The organism is Acinetobacter sp. TUM15071, from assembly GCF_008980925.1.
Classification (GTDB): Bacteria; Pseudomonadota; Gammaproteobacteria; order Pseudomonadales; family Moraxellaceae; genus Acinetobacter; species Acinetobacter dispersus.
The window spans coordinates 43,758-61,993 of record NZ_BKGB01000022.1 but is presented as its reverse complement, the minus strand read 5'-3'; the positions used below and the strand labels follow the sequence as shown (position 1 = coordinate 61,993).

Sequence of the window (18,236 nt, the reverse complement as noted above, 5' to 3'; positions counted from 1 at the left end):
TAATAATGAAAAAATATTGCTAAATCATTTAAATTAATGACCATTCATCTGATGTTTTTTAAAAACAATATTTTATTCTGAATTTATGACTTATTTAGAGACTTTCAAACAAAGTAGGACAGCTAATTAGTGAAATTTATAGCTTATGAAGATTCAAAAATGAAAATTGAAAAGTAAAGTATTATTATAGAAGTTATAAATGACAAAAATCTGACAAGCTTTTGACGCCTGTCAGATTTTAGAGGTAAAAAATTAAGCTTGGTCTGCGTCGACAATGGCACCACTGGCTTGCTTTAAGCTATAGAGCAGTTGTCCCAGTAGGACATCTTTATTGCTTAGGGTCACCATCACCATTGGATGATGAGGGGCCGGAATTGAAGTAAGAATCGCCTTACCATTCTCTGCATCCAAGGTAATACTTTGGCATCCCGTCAGTTGGATTTCATTCAGGAAAGCGGTAACCATTGCCAAGATTGAACTACTTACAGCCGCAAGTTTAGTGCTGTTATAGGGGTTTTTCTTATAAATCGAGGCAAGCTCAAATCCATCGGTAGAGCAGAGCATAATATAATCTACCCCCCGGATATTGGTTAAAATGTCGTTGGCCTGAGCCTTTGCAAATTGAATCAGCTCTTTGGGTGCCGTACGTTGCTGACTGGGAATACTGAACATAATTCTTCTCTTTATAAAGTAATTAATTTGTTGCTTTTAAATTGACTTCTAATGCTGCTATGAGAGATTCAATCATCAGCAAAATATGCTCTTGTTTACGTGCATCGATAAAAAATAGTGGATAGTGGTATTCATTTTGAATCAGCCACTCACGATAAATGGTCGTGGGTTGTCCTTTATTTTCATCAACATGGGTAATGCCAATCGAGATGTTCTGGGTATAGTCTTTGAAGGTGTCTAAATAGCTTTCAAGTTCTTCGATCGGTACTTTACTGTTGTGATCGACCAGTAAAATCACCCCCAATGCACCTTGGCAAATCACGGGCCAAATAAAATCAAAGCGTGATTGTCCAGGTGTGCCATATAAACCAACTTTTACACCGTCATCTAATGTAATCTCGCCATAATCAATACCCACCGTAGTTTGCATTTTATTATGAGCCTGACTATCTGTATTGAATGCTTCGGTCGCGAGCACAGGGATTTCTGAAAGCGATTTGATTGCTTCCGTTTTACCTGCGCCCATGCTTCCTGCAAACACAATTTTATATTGTTGGAGAATCATATCAATCCTTAAAGCCCAAAGCGGCGTCTAATTTTGCCGAAAAATTTATTTAAAAAACCTTGTTGTTCAATTGTTTGCTCAGTAGTTTCTGTTTTTAGATAATGACTTTCTGAAGCAGGGATAATGCCGCCATTGTCTGAGAGAATGCAGGCAGCGATAAATTGTTGAACCGTTTGAATAGGAAGTTTTAATTGTGTTGCAACTTGGTACAGTTGGGCTCCTTGTATAAAGCAAGCGGCAAGTAAGAGAGTGGTTTTTCGCTCAGTGTTTTGCGCTGGCTGTGGCCAATATTCAATTTTGTAATATTCATTTTCATTTGGTGCTAAGCGTTGGAATTCCAGCGAATGCCAAAACAGGTTCCATAACCAATCTTGCAGGTTATATTCAACCTTACGCGATACTTTGGTGAAGTTCGATGTCGTTGCGAACTCATATTTAAAGCTTTGGTTGGTTTGTGTATGTATGCGCGTTGGTTCGAGCCATGCAATTTGGCTGCGAGTATCGATAATGGCTAGGGTGCCATGATCATCAAACAGGTGCAGTCGTGCATTTTCAGGATTTAACATATCGGTTAAATACTTTGCATTGATCGCATTATGGTTAGAAACGGATTCAACTCTGGGCTGTTGGGCTTGTTGATGGGTGAGGTAGCTTAAAAGGCGAATATGAATCCAGTTTTTTAATGCATCAGTATGCTGAAAAGGCAAATAAAGCGTATTGTGTTCTTCTATATGCTGTGTACCTTCTCCTTTAGAAACTTTTAAGCAGGGAAGTTTTTTTTGTTCTAAAATTCGTTGAATACCTTCAGTTTCAAAAAAATTTTCATTTATTAGTAATAAGTCGATATTTGGATCGGCAATATTGATCCAGTTAATGCCAAATTCATGAGGTATTGTTTTTCTAAGCTCTATTTTTAATTCATCTGAAACTTTTAAACTTATACCTGAAATTGCGATATTAATGCAATGTCCATTCATAGTATCACTTTAATGTTTTATAAAATATTGGACTGCAAAAAAATTAGCCTAATAATACTAAAGACTAATAATAGACTGCTTATATAACTCTTAATTTATTTTAAATAAATAAAATAAGAGTATATACAAGTAGCCTAATATATTAAATGTATTTAAACTGAGAGTTAAGCAAAGTCTAACTCTTTTTCAAAGGTTTTTAATTCGTGACGAGCCATCGCTAGGTTAGATTTAGTGCGGTCTAATACAAGATAAAGGAACAGGTTGCCATTGCTTTCAAGTGGACGGATTAAGTGATATGCCTTGCCTAGAGTGATGAGGATATCCTCAATATCATCATTAAGTTTCAGTGAGTTAGCTACACGGCGTTTTGCTCGAACAACTTCAGTATTACCTGCAGCTGCTAGTTCTAAGTCGATTGTGCCCCCACCTTGTGTTGCTAGCGCCAAACCACTTTCTGTGTCTACTAAAGCTGCTGCAACGAACCCATCAATATTTGTTAAGCTTTCTAATGAAATTTTAGCCATGATTTTATCTCTACTAATACATCTTTGTTTATGAATTTATATTTGCCACTTCTGTTTTTGATTAGTTTTCAAAAGTAGTTAATCTCATTATAGGAAACTCTTTTATTAAATCAATCATACTTTAAAATAATTGAAATGACAGGATTGCTAATAATTGACAATTTTTGTCAAATAAACAAATAAAAATATTAATTAAGGATTGGATTTTGTTTTTATTGTGATGTTAAACACGTTAAAATCTGAATTGGAATTGAATCTTTGATTGTAAATAAATGTAAATTATTTTAATTAAAAATAAATTAATTAATATTTTAACTGAATTTAATTTTTTCTAAGTCTATGATAAAGAAAGTAAACCTACTTTCTTTATCATTTTATTATCGGTTTAGGCTGAAATTAATTGGCAATATGAACAATACAAAAATAGCAAAATGACCAATGCCACAAAAGGAGAAACAATATACGCCCAAGCAGGTGTTACTGGCGCTTCAACTTCGATAGTGTCTTCATGATCATCATGTGAGGTTGGTTGTGCTTGATGAACCATTTGATTAAATTCTTGCATGGTTTCTTCAAGCGACACTTCTTGCTGTACAACAGGTTTTGAACCGAGTAATTCGGTCAGTTGATTGGTTGACCAAACCCAATCCTCAGCTTGGCCAGATAAATGTTCAATTTGTCCAACTAAAAGCTCTGTCAATCCTGTTTGGCCAAAGCTTCCTGTTTGATCTAGTTGCTTTAATTCGGCCAATTGTAGCGTCAGCACATCAGAAAGGCTGGCTTCAAGCTCTGAGGCTTTCAGCGTAGATTGATTATGGGCTGAAGTGGTGAGATGGCGGGCAACCTCTTGAATGTAAAGCGGATCAGCTGTTTGAACTTCTTGATAAAGTTTTTGTGGATTTTGTTTCCACAGACTAATCAATTGTCCAAGGGCTAACACGTTTACTTCATCAATATAAGATTGTTTTTCTTTAGGAGAATATTGATTAAAAAGTTGCGGTTTTTGAATTTTAATTTGTTCAGAAAAATATTGAACTAAGTCAAATGCCATCTTGTCTATCCTCGCTTAATCTAAAATTCTTAGTGAAGGTTTCTTTTTAGTTGGTTCAGCGTCTTGCTTTCCTTCATCCACAGGAGGAGCAGTTGTATCTTCAATTTCCGCATATTCAGAAGCATCAAAGAACAAGCCCTGTCCATTTTCTCTTGCATAAATCCCTAATACGGCACGAATAGGCACATAAATCTCTTTTGCAACGCCTCCAAAGCGAGCCGAGAAAGTGATTGCATCATTGCTCATATGAAATTGATGGATGGCATGTGGTGCAAGATTTAAGACAATTTGTCCATCTTTGACAAATTGTAATGGAACATCGGTATGGGGCTGCGTTGCATCAACCAATAAATAAGGGGTCAGCTGGTTATCGCAAATCCATTCATAAATGGCACGAGCAAGATAGGGGCGTGTAGGCGTAAAAGTTATTTGCTCAGGCATAATTGAAAAACTTATTAAATCGTTGAAATCAATTCATTGTAGCTGTTTTTTTCTTGAGCTGTCATTGATTTAATGAAAGATGGTCGGCTAAAGATACGATGACAATACAAGAATATAGGCCGACAGTGCTGTGCAGGTAATTCAATCCCCATACTTTTTAGACGTAGAAAGATTGGAGCTAACATACAATCGAGGATTGAAAATGTTTCCGACATGAAAAATGGGAAATGTTGGAATAGGGGGGTGAGTGAAATCAGCGTATCTCTAAGTTCTTTTTGAGCCTGTTGTTTTTGCTTAGGATCCAATGTATCCGTATGTCTCAACATGTGATCGGCCAATTTGAACCAATCTTGTTCAAAGCGCCAAATATATTGCCGTTGTTCTGCTCGTGCCATCGGCGCATCGGCATAGAGTTTATTTTGGCGATAACGATCATCCAAATATTCTGCAATCACATTGGCCGAAAATAGTTTTAGATTTTGTTCAATCAACATGGGAAGTTGGTTATAGGGATTGAGGTCCGCTAAATCCTCATCTTCATGGTCAGTGATAATCAGTTGGTATTTGATTTGTTTTTCAGCAAGTAAAAAACGAATCCAGTGTGAGCGGAAATCATCTGCATGACTATAAAGCGTAATGCCTTGGACAGGGGTTGGGGGATTTTCTAAAGACATAAGTCCAAAAAATTATGGTTGACTGTTTAGAATACTAAAATTAACGTTGGAAATCACTTAAAGCTGAACAATATGATTGTTACAGAATAGATTTATGATTCAATAAGTTCAAAGAGAGAAAAATACAATGAAGCCAGATTACCTGATTGTTTTGTGTGGAGCGTTGTTACTGGGTGGTTGTGCTAGCTCACCTGCAGGGTCGGAGCAGGGCAATGTCTCATCAGTTGAGAGTGGAGCTGCTGCTGATGCAGTGATTGCTGATGCGGCTGATGATGATAGTGGGCAACAGTATGGCGGGATCAAAAAACAATATGTCGTGAAAGGTTGTCAGGTCACTATTTATAATGATGGTCCAATCCAGATGGTTCATGAAAAAACGGGTCAACCGTGTAATGCACCGATCCCGAAAGATCATCAATTTTCTAAAGTGAGCAAGACCTATACTCAGAATGGCTGTAAGATCACTGAGTTTGCTTCCGCCGATGGTATTGGTGATGCAATGATGGATTGTTCTAAAAAGAAATGACCAAAAGCAGGCAATAAAAAACCTCGGAAAATTCCGAGGTTTTTTGTCCGATTCCTAAAACGATTAACGTTTAGAGAATTGAGGACGTTTACGAGCTTTACGTAAACCAAGTTTCTTACGTTCAACTTCACGAGCATCACGAGTAACGAAACCAGCTTGACGAAGAGCAGGTTTTAAGTTTTCGTCAGCAGCGATCAATGCACGAGTAATACCGTGACGGATAGCGCCTGCTTGACCACCGATACCACCACCTTTAACAGTGATGTAAAGGTCAAATTTTTCAGTAACTTCTAAAAGCTCTAAAGGCTGACGCACAACCATACGAGCAGTTTCACGACCGAAATATTGCTCAAGCGTACGGTTGTTAATTACGAGTTTACCTGTACCAGCTGATAAGAAAACACGTGCAGTTGCGGTCTTACGGCGACCTGTACCATAATTAGTAGCCATGTGCTGTATCCCTTAGATGTCCAAAACTTGTGGCTGTTGAGCAGTATGAGGATGCTCAGTACCAGCGTACACTTTCATTTTTTTGATCATTGCATAACCAAGAGGACCTTTTGGTAACATACCTTTAACAGCTTTTTCTAAAACTGCTTCAGGTTTGTGAGCAATTAACTTCTCGAAGTTAGTCTCACGGATACCACCAGGGAAACCAGTATGGCGATAATATTTCTTATCAAGTGATTTGTTACCAGTCACTTGAACGTGTTCAGCATTGATCACAACGATGTAGTCACCAGTGTCAACGTGAGGAGTATAAGAAGTCTTGTGCTTACCGCGTAAACGACGAGCGATTTCAGTCGCAAGGCGACCTAAAGTTTTGCCAGAAGCATCAACAACATACCAGTCGTGTTGAACTTCAGCTGGCTTAGCGCTGAGAGTTTTCATTTAAACCACTACCTATTATAGTTGGTTTGGACGGTAAAATCTGTCCAAACAAAAGGAGACCGAATTCTACATGAGTTCGTAAAAGTACACAAGAAAAATTCACCTGAGCCGTCACAAATTGCTGCAATGTGACTGAATTTGTAATTAAGGCGACTTTTATTTCAAGCAACATTATTTGCCTTGTGAGGGGGAGGGATTTGCCCTATTATTTTTTTAGCAAATATTTGAAATAAATAGAAGTATTAACCTCTTCTCGTGGGGAATTTGATGAAGTTGTCGTTTTCTACAAAAATTGTTGTAGTTACATTGTTGATAGGCGTTTGTTCAACACAGACCAATGCACGACGACTTTATAAATGGGTAGATCAGACCAGCGTCACTAATTATTCAGAATTTCAGCCTAAAGAGGGGACCAGCCGTAAGCTTGAGGTACTGGAAAGTCGAGGTAATGATCACGTTGACCCTGCAATGGCAGTGACGGCTGAGATGAAAGCGATTGAGATTCCTGTTGATCAACTGAATCTCCAAGGGCAAGCCTCAGCTGCAACAACACAATCTATTCAACAACCAACAACACAAACTGTAGTGAAGCAGGGGGCAATTGCAGCACCTTATACTCGACCTGTAAGTACTGTGGTTGCAACACCTGTGATAGAGAAGAAGGAATCTCAGATTGCACAGCCCGTGCAGGTTGCAGAAAAGAAAGATGTGGTTAGCAATCCATTGGTAGAAAAAGCCGCAAGTGGTGTCGTTGTGGCTGAGAAAAAAGAAGAAGTCGTTGTTGTACAGCCTCAAAAGAAAGTACAGCCAAAGATTAATCCTTGGACACGCAAGGTCGAGTTTGTACCTTCGAATCTAGTGCCACAAAATTTGCCGAAAGTTTCCGCTACACCTTAAAGCGTTTGAATTATTAAAAATCCAGCACTATAGCTGTTCTTCGATTTTGGTTACACTAGATAGGAATCAAGAAAGACTGGCGGTATACATGCGTCCTTTATATGTCACTTCAGGCGAACCTGCAGGAATTGGTCCTGATATTTGTCTCAGTTTGGCAGAACGTATCGATGAGCGACCGATTGTTATTCTGGCTGATCTACAAATGTTACAGCAACGCGCCAATCTTTTAGGTATTGATGTTGAACTGATTGCTTATCAGGGGCAGACTGAATCTAGTGTGCAGGGACAACTTTTTGTTGAACATGTGCCTTTAGCTAAACCTGTTGTGTTGGGACAATTAGATTCAGCCAATGCGGCTTATGTGTTGGAACAGCTACGCCGTTCAGCTGATTATGCGCTGTCAGGACTGAGTGTTGGTGTGGCAACAGCCCCAGTGCAGAAGTCGATTATCAACGAGGCAGGCATCGCGTTTAGTGGGCATACGGAATATTACCAAGAGTTTGCTGGCATTGATCGTGTGGTGATGATGCTAGCGACCAAAACATTGCGTGTTGCTTTGGCGACGACACATTTACCCTTACGTGATGTGCCTGATGCTATTACCAAAGAACGTCTACAGCAAGTCATTGATATTTTGATTCATGATTTAAAAACCAAATTTAAAATCGCTGCACCACGTATTTTGGTCTGTGGTCTGAATCCTCATGCAGGTGAAGATGGCTATTTGGGCCGAGAAGAAATAGAAGTGATTAATCCTGTGTTAGAAACCTATCGAGCACAAGGCATTGAGATGAGCTTAAGCTTACCTGCAGATACCTTATTTACTCCTGAAAATTTAAGCAATGCAGATGCAGTTTTAGCGATGTATCACGATCAAGGTCTACCTGTGTTAAAATCACAAGGCTTTGGTGAAGCAGTTAACATTACATTAGGCTTGCCATTTATTCGAACCTCTGTCGATCATGGTACAGCACTTTCTCTTGCAGGCACTGGACAGGCAAAAGCATCGAGCTTGCATGTTGCAGTGGATTTAGCACTTGATTTAGCTCGTCAGTGATTAACGAGTAAATTATTCACGTTGGAATTATTATGTATCAAATTAATGCCCTAAACCCTAAAGATGAAGGGCATCAGGCTCGAAAACGTTTTGGTCAAAACTTCTTACATGATCAACGTGTGATTGCCAAAATTGTACGCTCAGTGAATCCACGTACAGGCGAAAATATTGTTGAAATTGGACCTGGTTTGGCTGCATTAACATCGCCTTTGATTGGTGAGTGTGATGCTTTGACCGTAGTTGAGCTTGACCGAGATTTGGCAGCAGGCTTACCTGGGCGTGTGCCACATCCTGAACGTTTGACCATTATTGAAGCTGACGCATTAAAGTACGATTTCACCGAACTGTTTAAAGATGGTCGTCCACTGCGTGTGGTTGGAAATTTACCATATAACATTTCTACGCCTTTGTTGTTCCATCTCTTGGAGTTTGGTGACAAAGTCAAAGACATGCATTTCATGTTGCAGAAAGAAGTGGTTGATCGTATTACCGCAACGCCAAATACCAAAGAATATGGCCGTTTATCGGTGATGATTCAGTATTACTGCAAACCAACGTTTTTGTTTGAAGTGCCGCCAGGCTCATTCAATCCACCACCGAAAGTCACATCGGCAGTATTTCGTTTAGAGCCATATGAAACCAAGCCAATCGTTGCAAAGGATGAGAAAGCTTTGGCCCGTTTGGTTGGGCATGTCTTTACTCAGCGCCGTAAAACTCTACGTAATAGTTTAAAAGGGATGTTGGCAGAAGATGGCTTTGAAAAAGCAGGCGTTGATCCGATGGCACGTCCAGAAACCTTAAGCCTAGCTGACTTTGTCGCACTCTCTGATCAGATGGTGTCTTAATGTCTAAGCGCTATAACTATGTCATTGGTGATGTGCAAGGTTGTTTCGAAGCACTGAAAGCGTTGCTGAAAGAAATTCGCTTTGATCCTGACCAAGACTTTTTATGGTTTGCGGGGGATTTGGTTGCACGTGGTGAAAACTCGGTAGGTGCTTTACGCTTTATTAAAAAGCTGGCTGACCGTGGTGCTGCCGCAACGGTATTAGGCAATCACGATTTGACCTTGATTGCCTGTGCCCGTGGTTTTAAAAAGGCCAAAGACAAAGATCATACTCAAGAAGTGATTGATGCCATTGATGGTGATGAGCTGATTGATTGGCTGCGTAAACAGCCGTTAAGCCTATCTCCAAATGCGCAGACTTTGATTACCCATGCAGGTGTGCCGTGTATCTGGAATGCTGAACAAACGATGGCATTGGCACAAGAAGTACAGCAGGTGGTGGGTCATGACGATCTTTCGGTTTTAGATGGTTTTCTTGCTGAAATGTATGGCTCACAACCTGATCTATGGTCAGATGAATTGACGGGAATGGCACGTTTGCGCTGTATTACCAACTATCTGACAAGGATGCGTTTAACTGATGCTGCTGGGCGTTTGGAATTTGATTTTAAAGATGCGCTTGATGCACCAATGCCAGCAGGTTTCCAACCTTGGTTTGAGTTTGAAAGTCAGGCAGCACAAAGCCATCAATTAATTTTTGGGCATTGGGCAGCTTTGCAGGGCAAGACCATTAGTCCTCAAATTCAAAATGTCGATGGTGGTTGTGTTTGGGGACAGCAATTGATGGCGTTCCGTTTAGACGATCAGCAACTTTTTGCAGTGGATAATCCTTTAGCTTGATCAGTCTGTGATCTCTTTTAAATGCCCATTTTCATACTGAACTCGGGCATTTTTTATTTTAAGACTGTCAAAAAACTGTCACACACTGATCATTAAAGTGTCAAAAAATGCTTTTAAGCTGAAAGCATGAAAATAACGACACAAATGGATGGCGATATGCAGAGTACATACGCGACATCTCTATTCAAGCAAGAGTTTCCTGAAAATTTTAAATTTTACTTTAAAAGGAAACAACCCAGAAATAAACAAGATGAATTGTCTGAGCTTCGCGATCTCGTTCGTCCTCGTCTCCGAATTGCCATTGTGACTGAAACATGGCCACCAGAAATCAATGGTGTAGCGCTGTCGATGATGCAATTGTGCCAAGGTCTACAACGACTTGGACATAAAATTTTATTGGTACGACCAACCCAAAAAGCAGTTTGTACCGAATTTCATCCAGAACAAGAATGCCTGGTCATGTCTCAGCCGATTCCGAAATATCCAAGTATTCAGTTTGGTTGGCCACAATATCTCAAGGTCTCGAAAGCCTTTGAAAAGTTCGCACCAGATGTGGTGCATATTGTGACCGAAGGACCGTTGGGCTTGACTGCACTACAAGCGGCAAAATCGAGAAAAATAGCAGTCTCCAGTGGTTTTCATTCAGCCTTTCATGATTTTAGTCGCTTCTTTGACTTGGCTTTTTTAGTCAAGCCGATTCAACGTTATTTGACTTGGTTTCATAACAGTACCGATGTGACTTGTGTGCCGAGCCAATATACCGAACAAGCTTTACGCGGCTTTGGTGTGACTTGCCCATTGGTGGTGGTGGGTCGTGGTGTGGATACTGAGAAATTTTCGCCTCAGCACCGTTCACAACAACTGCGCCAACAATGGGGTGTCGATGCAGATACCCGAGTGATGTTGTATGTCGGACGTTTATCGCCAGAAAAAGAAGTCGATGTGCTGATTAAAAGCTTTCATGCCTTACAAGCACAACAAGGTAAAAATGTGAAGTTTGTAATTGTCGGTGATGGCCCAGATCGCGCCCGTCTAGGCAAGATGGCACAATCGGATGACATTATTTTTATGGGCAGTCTGAGTGGTCGTGAACTTTCAGCCGCGTATGCCAGTGCCGATGTGTTTGCCTTTGCTAGTCAAGCCGATACTTTTGGAAATGTAGTCTTAGAAGCAATTGCCAGCGGCTTAGCGGTGGTGGCTTATGATTATGTCTGCGCCCATCAACACGTCAAACCGAATGTTACAGGGTGGTTGACTCCATTAGGTCAAACAGATCATTTAATTCAGTCGATTTGCCAACTACCTGCACTACCACAATTGAGACAGATGGGCTTATTGGCCAGTGAAAGTGTGCAACAAAGTAGCTGGCAATTTCCAGTACAACAATTAGAACAAGCACTATATCAAGTCGTGAGGAGTCTCCCATGACCACGACTTAAAGTATTCTCATAAGAGGAGAAAAAGTATGAATCTTCAAAATGCAAAAATAAAAATACTTGATTTAGATTTAAAAGGGTGTGTCTACCTTAATCATCTCTCCCATTCACAGCGAGTCGCTTTATTTTTTAAAACGATCAGTCGTTTGGGGGATGGACCATTTTGGTATGTCATGTTGTTGTCAGTTTGGGCAATGCAAGGTTTGGCATATGGTGTGCAAATTTTGTATGTGATTGCTGCGGGTTCTGTCGGAACCTTGATCTATAAATTTTTGAAAAATAAAACCACACGTCCAAGACCTTATCAGGTGCATCAAGTGATTGTCTTGGGTGAAAGGGCACTGGATCATTTTAGTTTTCCATCAGGTCATACTTTACATGCAGTGATGGTGACCATCACGCTGGGCTATATCCAACCTTTGTTGCTGATCTTGATGCTGCCTTTCACTATTCTGGTCGCCTTGTCACGTATGGTCTTGGGTCTGCATTATCCGAGTGATGTGATTGTGGGTGCGATGATTGGTGCATCAGTTGCCAGTACTATTATTTTGCTGGCACCTAGCTTTAATATCGCATTGTAAGGTGTTTTATGCTGAATTTCGCAATAGAGCACTATCCCTTAAATTGCATGATTTGTTAAAGTACGCTCAATTACACATATTTATTTAGGTTGTCATATGGGCTTACGTTGGACAGATACGATTGATATTGCGATTGAACTCACCGAAGCACATCCAGATGTGGATCCACAATGGATCCGTTTTACCGATTTACATGCATGGGTTTGTGCTTTGCCTGACTTTAGTGATGACCCAAATAAGTCAACTGAAGGTTTGCTTGAAGCCATTCAAATGGCATGGCTAGATGAAGTTCGTTAAAAATTCGTCAGAAAACGCTTAAGTTTTGCATATTCAAGCTGATTATTAGCGATGACATCGGTATAATGCGGCAAATTTTTTAGTTTAAACCATAATAGGAGTCAATCATGGCGATTGAACGTACTTTATCTATCGTAAAACCAGATGCAGTTTCTAAAAACCACATCGGCGACATCTTTGCTCGTTTCGAAAAATCAGGTTTGAAAATTGTTGCAACTAAAATGAAACACCTTTCTCAAGCTGATGCTGAAGGTTTCTATGCTGAGCACAAAGAACGTGGTTTCTTTGCTGACTTAGTTGCATTCATGACTTCTGGTCCAGTTGTTGTTTCAGTTCTTGAAGGCGAAAATGCAGTTCTTGCTCACCGCGAAATCTTAGGTGCGACAAACCCTAAAGAAGCTGCTCCAGGTACAATCCGCGCTGACTTCGCTGTAAGCATCGACGAAAATGCTGCTCACGGTTCTGACTCAGTTGCTTCTGCTGAGCGTGAAATCGCTTACTTCTTTGCTGATAACGAGATTTGCCCACGCACTCGTTAATCCAAAGTATTCAAACCAGATAAGTGGTATACTACTTATCTGGTTTTTTATTTTTTATAGATTGCGTTGTGCGAATTATGCACAGCGGTTTTTAGCGCTGATATTGTTTAGGTAAATGTACATGAGTTCTGCAGTGGTCGTTTCATCAGAAAATTTAGATGAAAAACAACAGTCTGTTTCTACACCTGTCGTTCATGCTGTCGAGAAAAAAGTAAATTTACTTGGCATGTCTCGAGCTGAATTAGAAAAATTCTTCGAAGACTTAGGCGAAAAGAAATTTCGTGCGGGTCAGGTCATGAAATGGATTCATCAATATTTTGTGACTGATTTTGCTGAGATGAGCAATATCTCAGGCAAATTACGAGAGAAACTGGAAAAGATTTGTGAAATTAAAGCACCTGATGTGGTGCATCGTAACTACTCTAAAGATGGAACCCGTAAGTGGGTGTTCCGTGTTGGAGATGGTGAAGGGTCATTGGTTGAAACTGTATTGATTCCTGCGGAAGATAAAACAGGTGCACGTAAGACCTTGTGTATTTCGTCACAAGTGGGCTGTGCATTGGATTGTTCATTCTGCTCGACAGGCAAGCAAGGTTTTCAACGTGATTTAACCCCAGCTGAAATCATTGGTCAGTTGTGGATGGCAAACTATTCCTACATGGAAGAGGTACCTGTTGCCGAACGCGAGCGTACCGTGACAAATGTAGTGATGATGGGTATGGGCGAACCTTTACTCAACTATGATGCTGTACTCAGTTCTATGCAGTTAATGCTGGATGACTTTGCTTATGGCATGTCGAAACGCCGTGTCACCTTATCGACTTCAGGTGTCGTACCGAAAATTGATCAACTGGCGCAAGATATCGATGTCGCTTTGGCAATTTCACTACATGCACCAAATGATGAATTGCGGAACGAACTTGTTCCAATCAATAAAAAATATCCATTACAGCAGTTAATTGCTGCTTGCCAACGTTATCTTGCTAAAGATGGCAATGAAAGCTCACGTCGCCATGTCACGATCGAATATGTGATGTTAGACGGTGTTAATGACAAGCCTGAGCATGCACAACAACTTTTAAAATTATTGAAAAACTTACCGAGTAAGATCAATCTTATTCCATTTAACCCGTTCCCGCATGCACCGTATGGTCGTTCGAGCCGTAACCGTATTATTGCTTTCCAAAAAACTTTGTCGGATGCAGGATTTGTGTGTACGATTCGTCAGACACGTGGTGATGATATCGATGCAGCGTGTGGACAATTGGTAGGACAGGTTGCTGACCGTACTCGTCGTGCTGAACAATGGAAAAAGAAAGTGGCGCAACAACAAGAAATTTTGCGCACACAAGGATAATACTTGGGGAAAAGGCGTTGAATACCACTCGACCAAAAACGATTATTGCGACAGCTGTTGGGTTTACTTTACTTGGCCTAACAGCATGTCAAACACCCTCTACAACATTAAAAAAAGATCCAGAAAAAGCAGTGCAAGTCCGTACTCAACTTGCGGCAGAGTATATTCGTAATCGTGATTTAGATGCAGCTAAGCGTTCACTTGACCAAGCTTTAAAGATTGATTCCCGTGATGCCAATGCCAATATGATGATGGGGATTTTGCTGCAACAAGAAGGTAGCAAGACTAATATGGAAAAAGCAGAAGCTTATTTTAAGCGTGCAATTTCCTCAGAACCTGATAATGCTCAAGCGCGTAATAATTACGGTACATATTTGTATCAACAGCAACGTTATAATGACGCCATTGAGCAATTTACCCGTGCGGGTGCAACTTTAGGCTATGAACAACGTTTTCAGTCGTTGGAAAACCTAGGGCGAATCTATTTGAAATTGGGCGATGTTGCGAATGCTGAAAAATCATTCAAACAAGCGCTACAAGCGAATCGAAACGCAACCATTTCAATGTTAGAGTTGGCGGAAATTTTCTATTTGCAACAAAATAATAGAGATGCTGCACAACTATACGAACAATATGTTCGTAACGTGGGACAGAAAAACCAAGGTGCTCGGGCGCTTTGGATTGGTCTACGCATTGCTCGAGCGAATGCGGATCAATTAGGAATGCAAGTGTTAGTCAATCAACTACGTGCGCTATTTCCTGATAGTCCAGAATATCAACGTTATTTGCAATTACAGTACAGTACTGAGGCCGTATGGAAATAAATCCAAATTCACATCAGCCAACTGGCTCAACCTCGCCAGCGTCAACGTTAGGAAATATTCAACGACCTGGTGAGTATTTGCGTCAAATTCGTATTGCACAAAAGAAAGAAATTGATGAGATTGCAAACGTATTGAATATGCCTGTCAAAACATTGACAGCATTAGAGCAAGACGACTATAAATCATTACCTGAAGCCACGTTTATCAAAGGCTATTATCGTGCTTATGCAAAGCATTTAAATGCAGATGCCAGTGCGATCATTCAGCGCTTTGATGAAATCTATGCCAACGATACTGGGCTTAAAGCCAGTCATGCCTTGAATAATTCTCCGATTAAAATTATGGGGAAATTGTCAGGTTCGAAAAGTGTACGTAACCGTATCTGGTTAAAGCGTATTGCGATCGTGGTTGCGGTTGGCGTTTTGGCTTGGTTAGCGGTTATGGCGGTTCAAAACTGGACATCAAGCCATAAAGATGATGAAGATGTGCCGAAGATCAAGAATTCTGACGTTCAAATTCTACCTATGAGTGGGACGACCACGACTGCAACATCTGGTGACCAATTGGTGTTGAGTTTTAACCGTCCGACCTCTGTGCATATCGTAGATGCAACAGGTAAAGTATTGGCAACAGGTCGCCAAGCATCGACATTGACTTTAAGTGGTGAATCACCATTTCAAATCCGTTTAGATGATGCGACAGCAGTAGCATTGACTTTAAATCAGGAGCAAATTTCATTGTCTCCTTATACAGTTAATGGAAAAGCAGAATTCCGTTTGTCTCGTTAATGCCAAAGAGTAGAGCTATACGATGATTGTGAACCCAATTAAACGCCGTCCAACACGTAAAATTCGCGTCGGTTCGGTGTATGTCGGTGGTGATGCCCCGATCAGTGTTCAAAGTATGACGAATACTGAAACCTGTGATGTCGATGCAACTGTTGCGCAAATCCAGCGCTGTGCAGATGCAGGTGCAGATATCATGCGCGTTTCTGTTCCTTCGATGGAAGCGGCAGAGGCGTTTGGTGCAATTCGTAAACGTGTGACTGTTCCTTTAGTTGCGGATATTCATTTTGATCATCGTATTGCACTCGCTGTGGCTGATTATGGCGCAGATTGTTTGCGTATTAACCCAGGCAATATCGGTTCAGATCAGAAAGTACGTGAAGTGGTTGCTGCGGCAAAACATCATGGCATTTCGATTCGTATTGGTGTGAATGCGGGTTCGTTAGAAAAAGATTTACAAGTGAAATATGGCGAGCCAACAGGACAAGCTTTACTTGAGTCTGCTATGCGTCATATTGATATTCTTGATCGTTTAGACTTTCATGAGTTCAAAGTCAGTGTAAAAGCATCGAATGTGTTTTTAACCATGGATGCCTACCGCTTACTGTCTCAGCAGATTGATAATCCCTTACACCTTGGCGTAACCGAAGCTGGTATTTACCGTACTGGTACGGTGAAATCAGCCATCGCACTGGGTGGATTGTTGATGGAAGGCATTGGCGATACCATGCGTATCTCGCTTGCAGCTGAACCAGAAGATGAAATTAAAATCGGTTTTGATATTTTAAAATCGTTGGGCTTGCGCTCAAATGGAATTAACTTTATTGCTTGCCCAAGCTGCTCACGCCAAGAATTCAATGTGATTCAAGTGATGCAAGCATTGGAAGAGCGTTTAGAAGATATCCGTACCCCGATGGATTTATCTGTGATCGGGTGTAAAGTGAATGGTCCTGGTGAAGCCAAAGAGGCAGATATCGGGATTGTAGGAGCATCTCCTCGTTCATTGGTCTATCGTAATGGTGAAAAGAGCCATTTGATCGACACAAATCAGTTGGTTGATGAAATTGAAACAATGGTTCGTCAACGTGTTCAAGAGCTTGAAGAAGCAAAATCTAAAGAAATTATTCGTAGTTCATCATGAGTTCAATCGTCGCTATCAAAGGTTTTAATGACATCCTTCCAACGCAAACTGCAGCTTGGAGAAGTCTGGAACAACAACTTGCATCTCTGATGGATGCGTATGGTTATCAACAGATCCGTTTGCCGATTGTCGAGCAGACAGGTTTATTCAAACGTGCTATTGGTGATGCGACCGATATCGTTGAAAAGGAGATGTATACCTTTTTCGACAAAGGTAATCCGCCTGAATCATTGACCTTACGTCCAGAAGGGACGGCGGGTTGTGTACGTGCTTTGCTTGAACATAATTTGTTGCGTGGCGCGACGCCGCGTGTGTGGTATATGGGACCAATGTTCCGTTATGAAAAACCGCAAAAGGGCCGTTACCGTCAGTTCCACCAGTTTGGTGTAGAAACTTTTGGGGTGGCAACGCCAGATATCGATGCAGAGTTAATTTTACTCACAGCGCGTTTGTGGAAGCATATGGGTATTGCTGACAAGGTTCAACTTGAGTTGAATACCTTGGGTGAAACCGATGAGCGTGCAGAATACCGTGCAGCATTGGTTGAGTTTCTAAACCAACACAAAGATGCGCTGGATGAAGATTCGCAACGTCGTTTAACCACCAATCCATTACGTATTTTGGATTCTAAGATTGAATCGACGCAAAAGATTTTGGAAAATGCACCGAAGTTGCATGATTTCCTTAAAGAAGATTCAATCAATCACTTTCAGCAATTGCAGCAATATTTAAGTGATGCTGGCATTGAATTTGTGATTAACCAAAAGTTAGTGCGTGGTTTGGACTACTACAACAAAACTGTATTTGAATGGACCACCACAATGTTGGGTTCACAGGGTACAGTTTGTGCGGGTGGTCGCTATGATGGTTTGGTTGGCCAGTTGAAAGGTAAGGCTGATCAGTCGGTACCTGCAGTTGGTTTTGCGATGGGTATGGAGCGTTTGCTGCTGTTGCTTGAGCAAGTTGAACAAACCAAAGATGTTCGTGATTGCGAAATCTTCTTGTTAGCTGAACCTGCTTATCAAGCTAAAGCGCTAGTCTTGGCAGAGCAAATTCGTGACCAATTGGAAGCGGCAAATAGCACGATTCGTTTGAAAACTGGATCTCAGGGCAGCATGAAAAGCCAAATGAAGAAGGCGGATCAGTCTGGTGCAACCTATGCGGTTATTTTGGGTGAGCGTGAGTGGGAATCTCAGCAGCTATTAGTGAAGCAACTTGCAACGGCTGAACAGTCTCAAGTAGCCTTGGCTGAACTGACACCATTCTTTATCGAAAAATTTAAACAATAAATTGCAAAGTTTAGGAAAAGGACAATCA

Annotated in this window: 23 protein-coding genes; 14 read left to right on the top strand and 9 right to left on the bottom strand. The window is 40.9% G+C overall.

Annotation, left to right across the window (positions count from 1 at the left end; all coding sequences use genetic code 11):
• Positions 1 to 252: 252 nt before the first annotated feature.
• The 7 genes from GBI66_RS17290 to GBI66_RS17260 form a co-directional block, all read right to left on the bottom strand.
• Complete coding sequence (locus GBI66_RS17290) at positions 253 to 672, bottom strand: roadblock/LC7 domain-containing protein (protein ID WP_005149675.1); 420 nt, start codon at positions 670 to 672, stop codon at positions 253 to 255.
• A gap of 22 nt (positions 673 to 694) precedes the next feature.
• Positions 695 to 1,237, bottom strand: a complete 543-nt coding sequence (locus tag GBI66_RS17285; RefSeq protein ID WP_151716938.1) for an ATP/GTP-binding protein — start codon at positions 1,235 to 1,237, stop codon at positions 695 to 697.
• A gap of 8 nt (positions 1,238 to 1,245) precedes the next feature.
• On the bottom strand, positions 1,246 to 2,214 hold the full coding sequence (locus tag GBI66_RS17280) for a hypothetical protein (protein ID WP_151716937.1): 969 nt from the start codon (positions 2,212 to 2,214) through the stop codon (positions 1,246 to 1,248).
• A gap of 164 nt (positions 2,215 to 2,378) precedes the next feature.
• The gene (locus GBI66_RS17275) at positions 2,379 to 2,738 is read right to left on the bottom strand and encodes a hypothetical protein (RefSeq protein WP_005193216.1); all 360 of its coding nucleotides are present in this window, start codon (positions 2,736 to 2,738) and stop codon (positions 2,379 to 2,381) included.
• A gap of 385 nt (positions 2,739 to 3,123) precedes the next feature.
• Positions 3,124 to 3,789 carry a hypothetical protein gene (locus tag GBI66_RS17270; protein ID WP_151716936.1) on the bottom strand — a complete coding sequence of 222 codons (666 nt, stop codon included), beginning with the start codon at positions 3,787 to 3,789 and terminating at the stop codon, positions 3,124 to 3,126.
• 15 nt (positions 3,790 to 3,804) lie between these two features.
• Positions 3,805 to 4,230, bottom strand: coding sequence for a ClpXP protease specificity-enhancing factor (locus tag GBI66_RS17265; RefSeq protein ID WP_151716935.1), 426 nt, complete (start codon positions 4,228 to 4,230; stop codon positions 3,805 to 3,807).
• A gap of 14 nt (positions 4,231 to 4,244) precedes the next feature.
• Positions 4,245 to 4,904 carry a glutathione S-transferase N-terminal domain-containing protein gene (locus GBI66_RS17260; protein WP_005193211.1) on the bottom strand — a complete coding sequence of 220 codons (660 nt, stop codon included), beginning with the start codon at positions 4,902 to 4,904 and terminating at the stop codon, positions 4,245 to 4,247.
• A gap of 127 nt (positions 4,905 to 5,031) precedes the next feature.
• Between GBI66_RS17260 and GBI66_RS17255 the strand changes: the two genes are divergently transcribed.
• A complete protein-coding gene (locus tag GBI66_RS17255) occupies positions 5,032 to 5,430 on the top strand; it encodes a hypothetical protein (protein ID WP_151716934.1) in 399 nt (132 codons plus the stop codon).
• A 63-nt stretch (positions 5,431 to 5,493) separates the two neighbouring features.
• Here the strand turns inward: GBI66_RS17255 and rpsI are convergent, their stop codons facing one another.
• Both rpsI and rplM read right to left on the bottom strand, forming a co-directional pair.
• Complete coding sequence (gene rpsI, locus GBI66_RS17250) at positions 5,494 to 5,880, bottom strand: 30S ribosomal protein S9 (RefSeq protein WP_004775642.1); 387 nt, start codon at positions 5,878 to 5,880, stop codon at positions 5,494 to 5,496.
• A gap of 12 nt (positions 5,881 to 5,892) precedes the next feature.
• Entirely contained in the window at positions 5,893 to 6,321 is a 429-nt protein-coding gene (rplM, locus tag GBI66_RS17245) for a 50S ribosomal protein L13 (RefSeq protein WP_004652543.1), read from the bottom strand.
• Between the two features lie 267 nt (positions 6,322 to 6,588).
• On the opposite strand from rplM, the gene GBI66_RS17240 reads away from it, so the two are divergent.
• The 13 genes from GBI66_RS17240 (at position 6,589) to hisS (ending at position 18,208) form a co-directional block, all read left to right on the top strand.
• Positions 6,589 to 7,218 (top strand): hypothetical protein, encoded by a 630-nt coding sequence (locus tag GBI66_RS17240; protein WP_151716933.1) that lies wholly within the window; start codon positions 6,589 to 6,591, stop codon positions 7,216 to 7,218.
• 88 nt (positions 7,219 to 7,306) lie between these two features.
• The gene (pdxA, locus tag GBI66_RS17235; protein WP_151716932.1) at positions 7,307 to 8,275 is read left to right on the top strand and encodes a 4-hydroxythreonine-4-phosphate dehydrogenase PdxA; all 969 of its coding nucleotides are present in this window, start codon (positions 7,307 to 7,309) and stop codon (positions 8,273 to 8,275) included.
• A 32-nt stretch (positions 8,276 to 8,307) separates the two neighbouring features.
• Entirely contained in the window at positions 8,308 to 9,120 is an 813-nt protein-coding gene (rsmA, locus tag GBI66_RS17230; RefSeq protein ID WP_005193205.1) for a 16S rRNA (adenine(1518)-N(6)/adenine(1519)-N(6))-dimethyltransferase RsmA, read from the top strand.
• Positions 9,120 to 9,959, top strand: a complete 840-nt coding sequence (locus tag GBI66_RS17225) for a symmetrical bis(5'-nucleosyl)-tetraphosphatase (protein WP_151716931.1) — start codon at positions 9,120 to 9,122, stop codon at positions 9,957 to 9,959. The genes rsmA and GBI66_RS17225 overlap by 1 nt, the downstream gene beginning before the upstream one ends.
• Before the next feature lie 156 nt (positions 9,960 to 10,115).
• Complete coding sequence (locus GBI66_RS17220) at positions 10,116 to 11,387, top strand: glycosyltransferase family 1 protein (RefSeq protein ID WP_151716942.1); 1,272 nt, start codon at positions 10,116 to 10,118, stop codon at positions 11,385 to 11,387.
• 37 nt (positions 11,388 to 11,424) lie between these two features.
• Complete coding sequence (locus GBI66_RS17215; protein WP_005193202.1) at positions 11,425 to 11,976, top strand: phosphatase PAP2 family protein; 552 nt, start codon at positions 11,425 to 11,427, stop codon at positions 11,974 to 11,976.
• A 96-nt stretch (positions 11,977 to 12,072) separates the two neighbouring features.
• Entirely contained in the window at positions 12,073 to 12,273 is a 201-nt protein-coding gene (gene iscX / locus GBI66_RS17210; protein ID WP_004652532.1) for a Fe-S cluster assembly protein IscX, read from the top strand.
• A 107-nt stretch (positions 12,274 to 12,380) separates the two neighbouring features.
• A complete protein-coding gene (ndk, locus tag GBI66_RS17205) occupies positions 12,381 to 12,812 on the top strand; it encodes a nucleoside-diphosphate kinase (RefSeq protein ID WP_004652531.1) in 432 nt (143 codons plus the stop codon).
• Between the two features lie 121 nt (positions 12,813 to 12,933).
• Positions 12,934 to 14,169 carry a 23S rRNA (adenine(2503)-C(2))-methyltransferase RlmN gene (rlmN, locus tag GBI66_RS17200; protein WP_005193201.1) on the top strand — a complete coding sequence of 412 codons (1,236 nt, stop codon included), beginning with the start codon at positions 12,934 to 12,936 and terminating at the stop codon, positions 14,167 to 14,169.
• Positions 14,170 to 14,186: 17 nt separating this feature from the next.
• A complete protein-coding gene (gene pilW, locus GBI66_RS17195; RefSeq protein WP_151716930.1) occupies positions 14,187 to 14,993 on the top strand; it encodes a type IV pilus biogenesis/stability protein PilW in 807 nt (268 codons plus the stop codon).
• A complete protein-coding gene (locus tag GBI66_RS17190; protein WP_005193199.1) occupies positions 14,984 to 15,781 on the top strand; it encodes a RodZ domain-containing protein in 798 nt (265 codons plus the stop codon). The genes pilW and GBI66_RS17190 overlap by 10 nt, the downstream gene beginning before the upstream one ends.
• Before the next feature lie 22 nt (positions 15,782 to 15,803).
• Positions 15,804 to 16,919 carry a flavodoxin-dependent (E)-4-hydroxy-3-methylbut-2-enyl-diphosphate synthase gene (gene ispG / locus GBI66_RS17185; protein WP_005193196.1) on the top strand — a complete coding sequence of 372 codons (1,116 nt, stop codon included), beginning with the start codon at positions 15,804 to 15,806 and terminating at the stop codon, positions 16,917 to 16,919.
• Positions 16,916 to 18,208 carry a histidine--tRNA ligase gene (hisS, locus tag GBI66_RS17180; RefSeq protein ID WP_151716929.1) on the top strand — a complete coding sequence of 431 codons (1,293 nt, stop codon included), beginning with the start codon at positions 16,916 to 16,918 and terminating at the stop codon, positions 18,206 to 18,208. Before ispG ends, hisS begins: the two co-directional genes overlap by 4 nt.
• Positions 18,209 to 18,236: the final 28 nt, after the last annotated feature.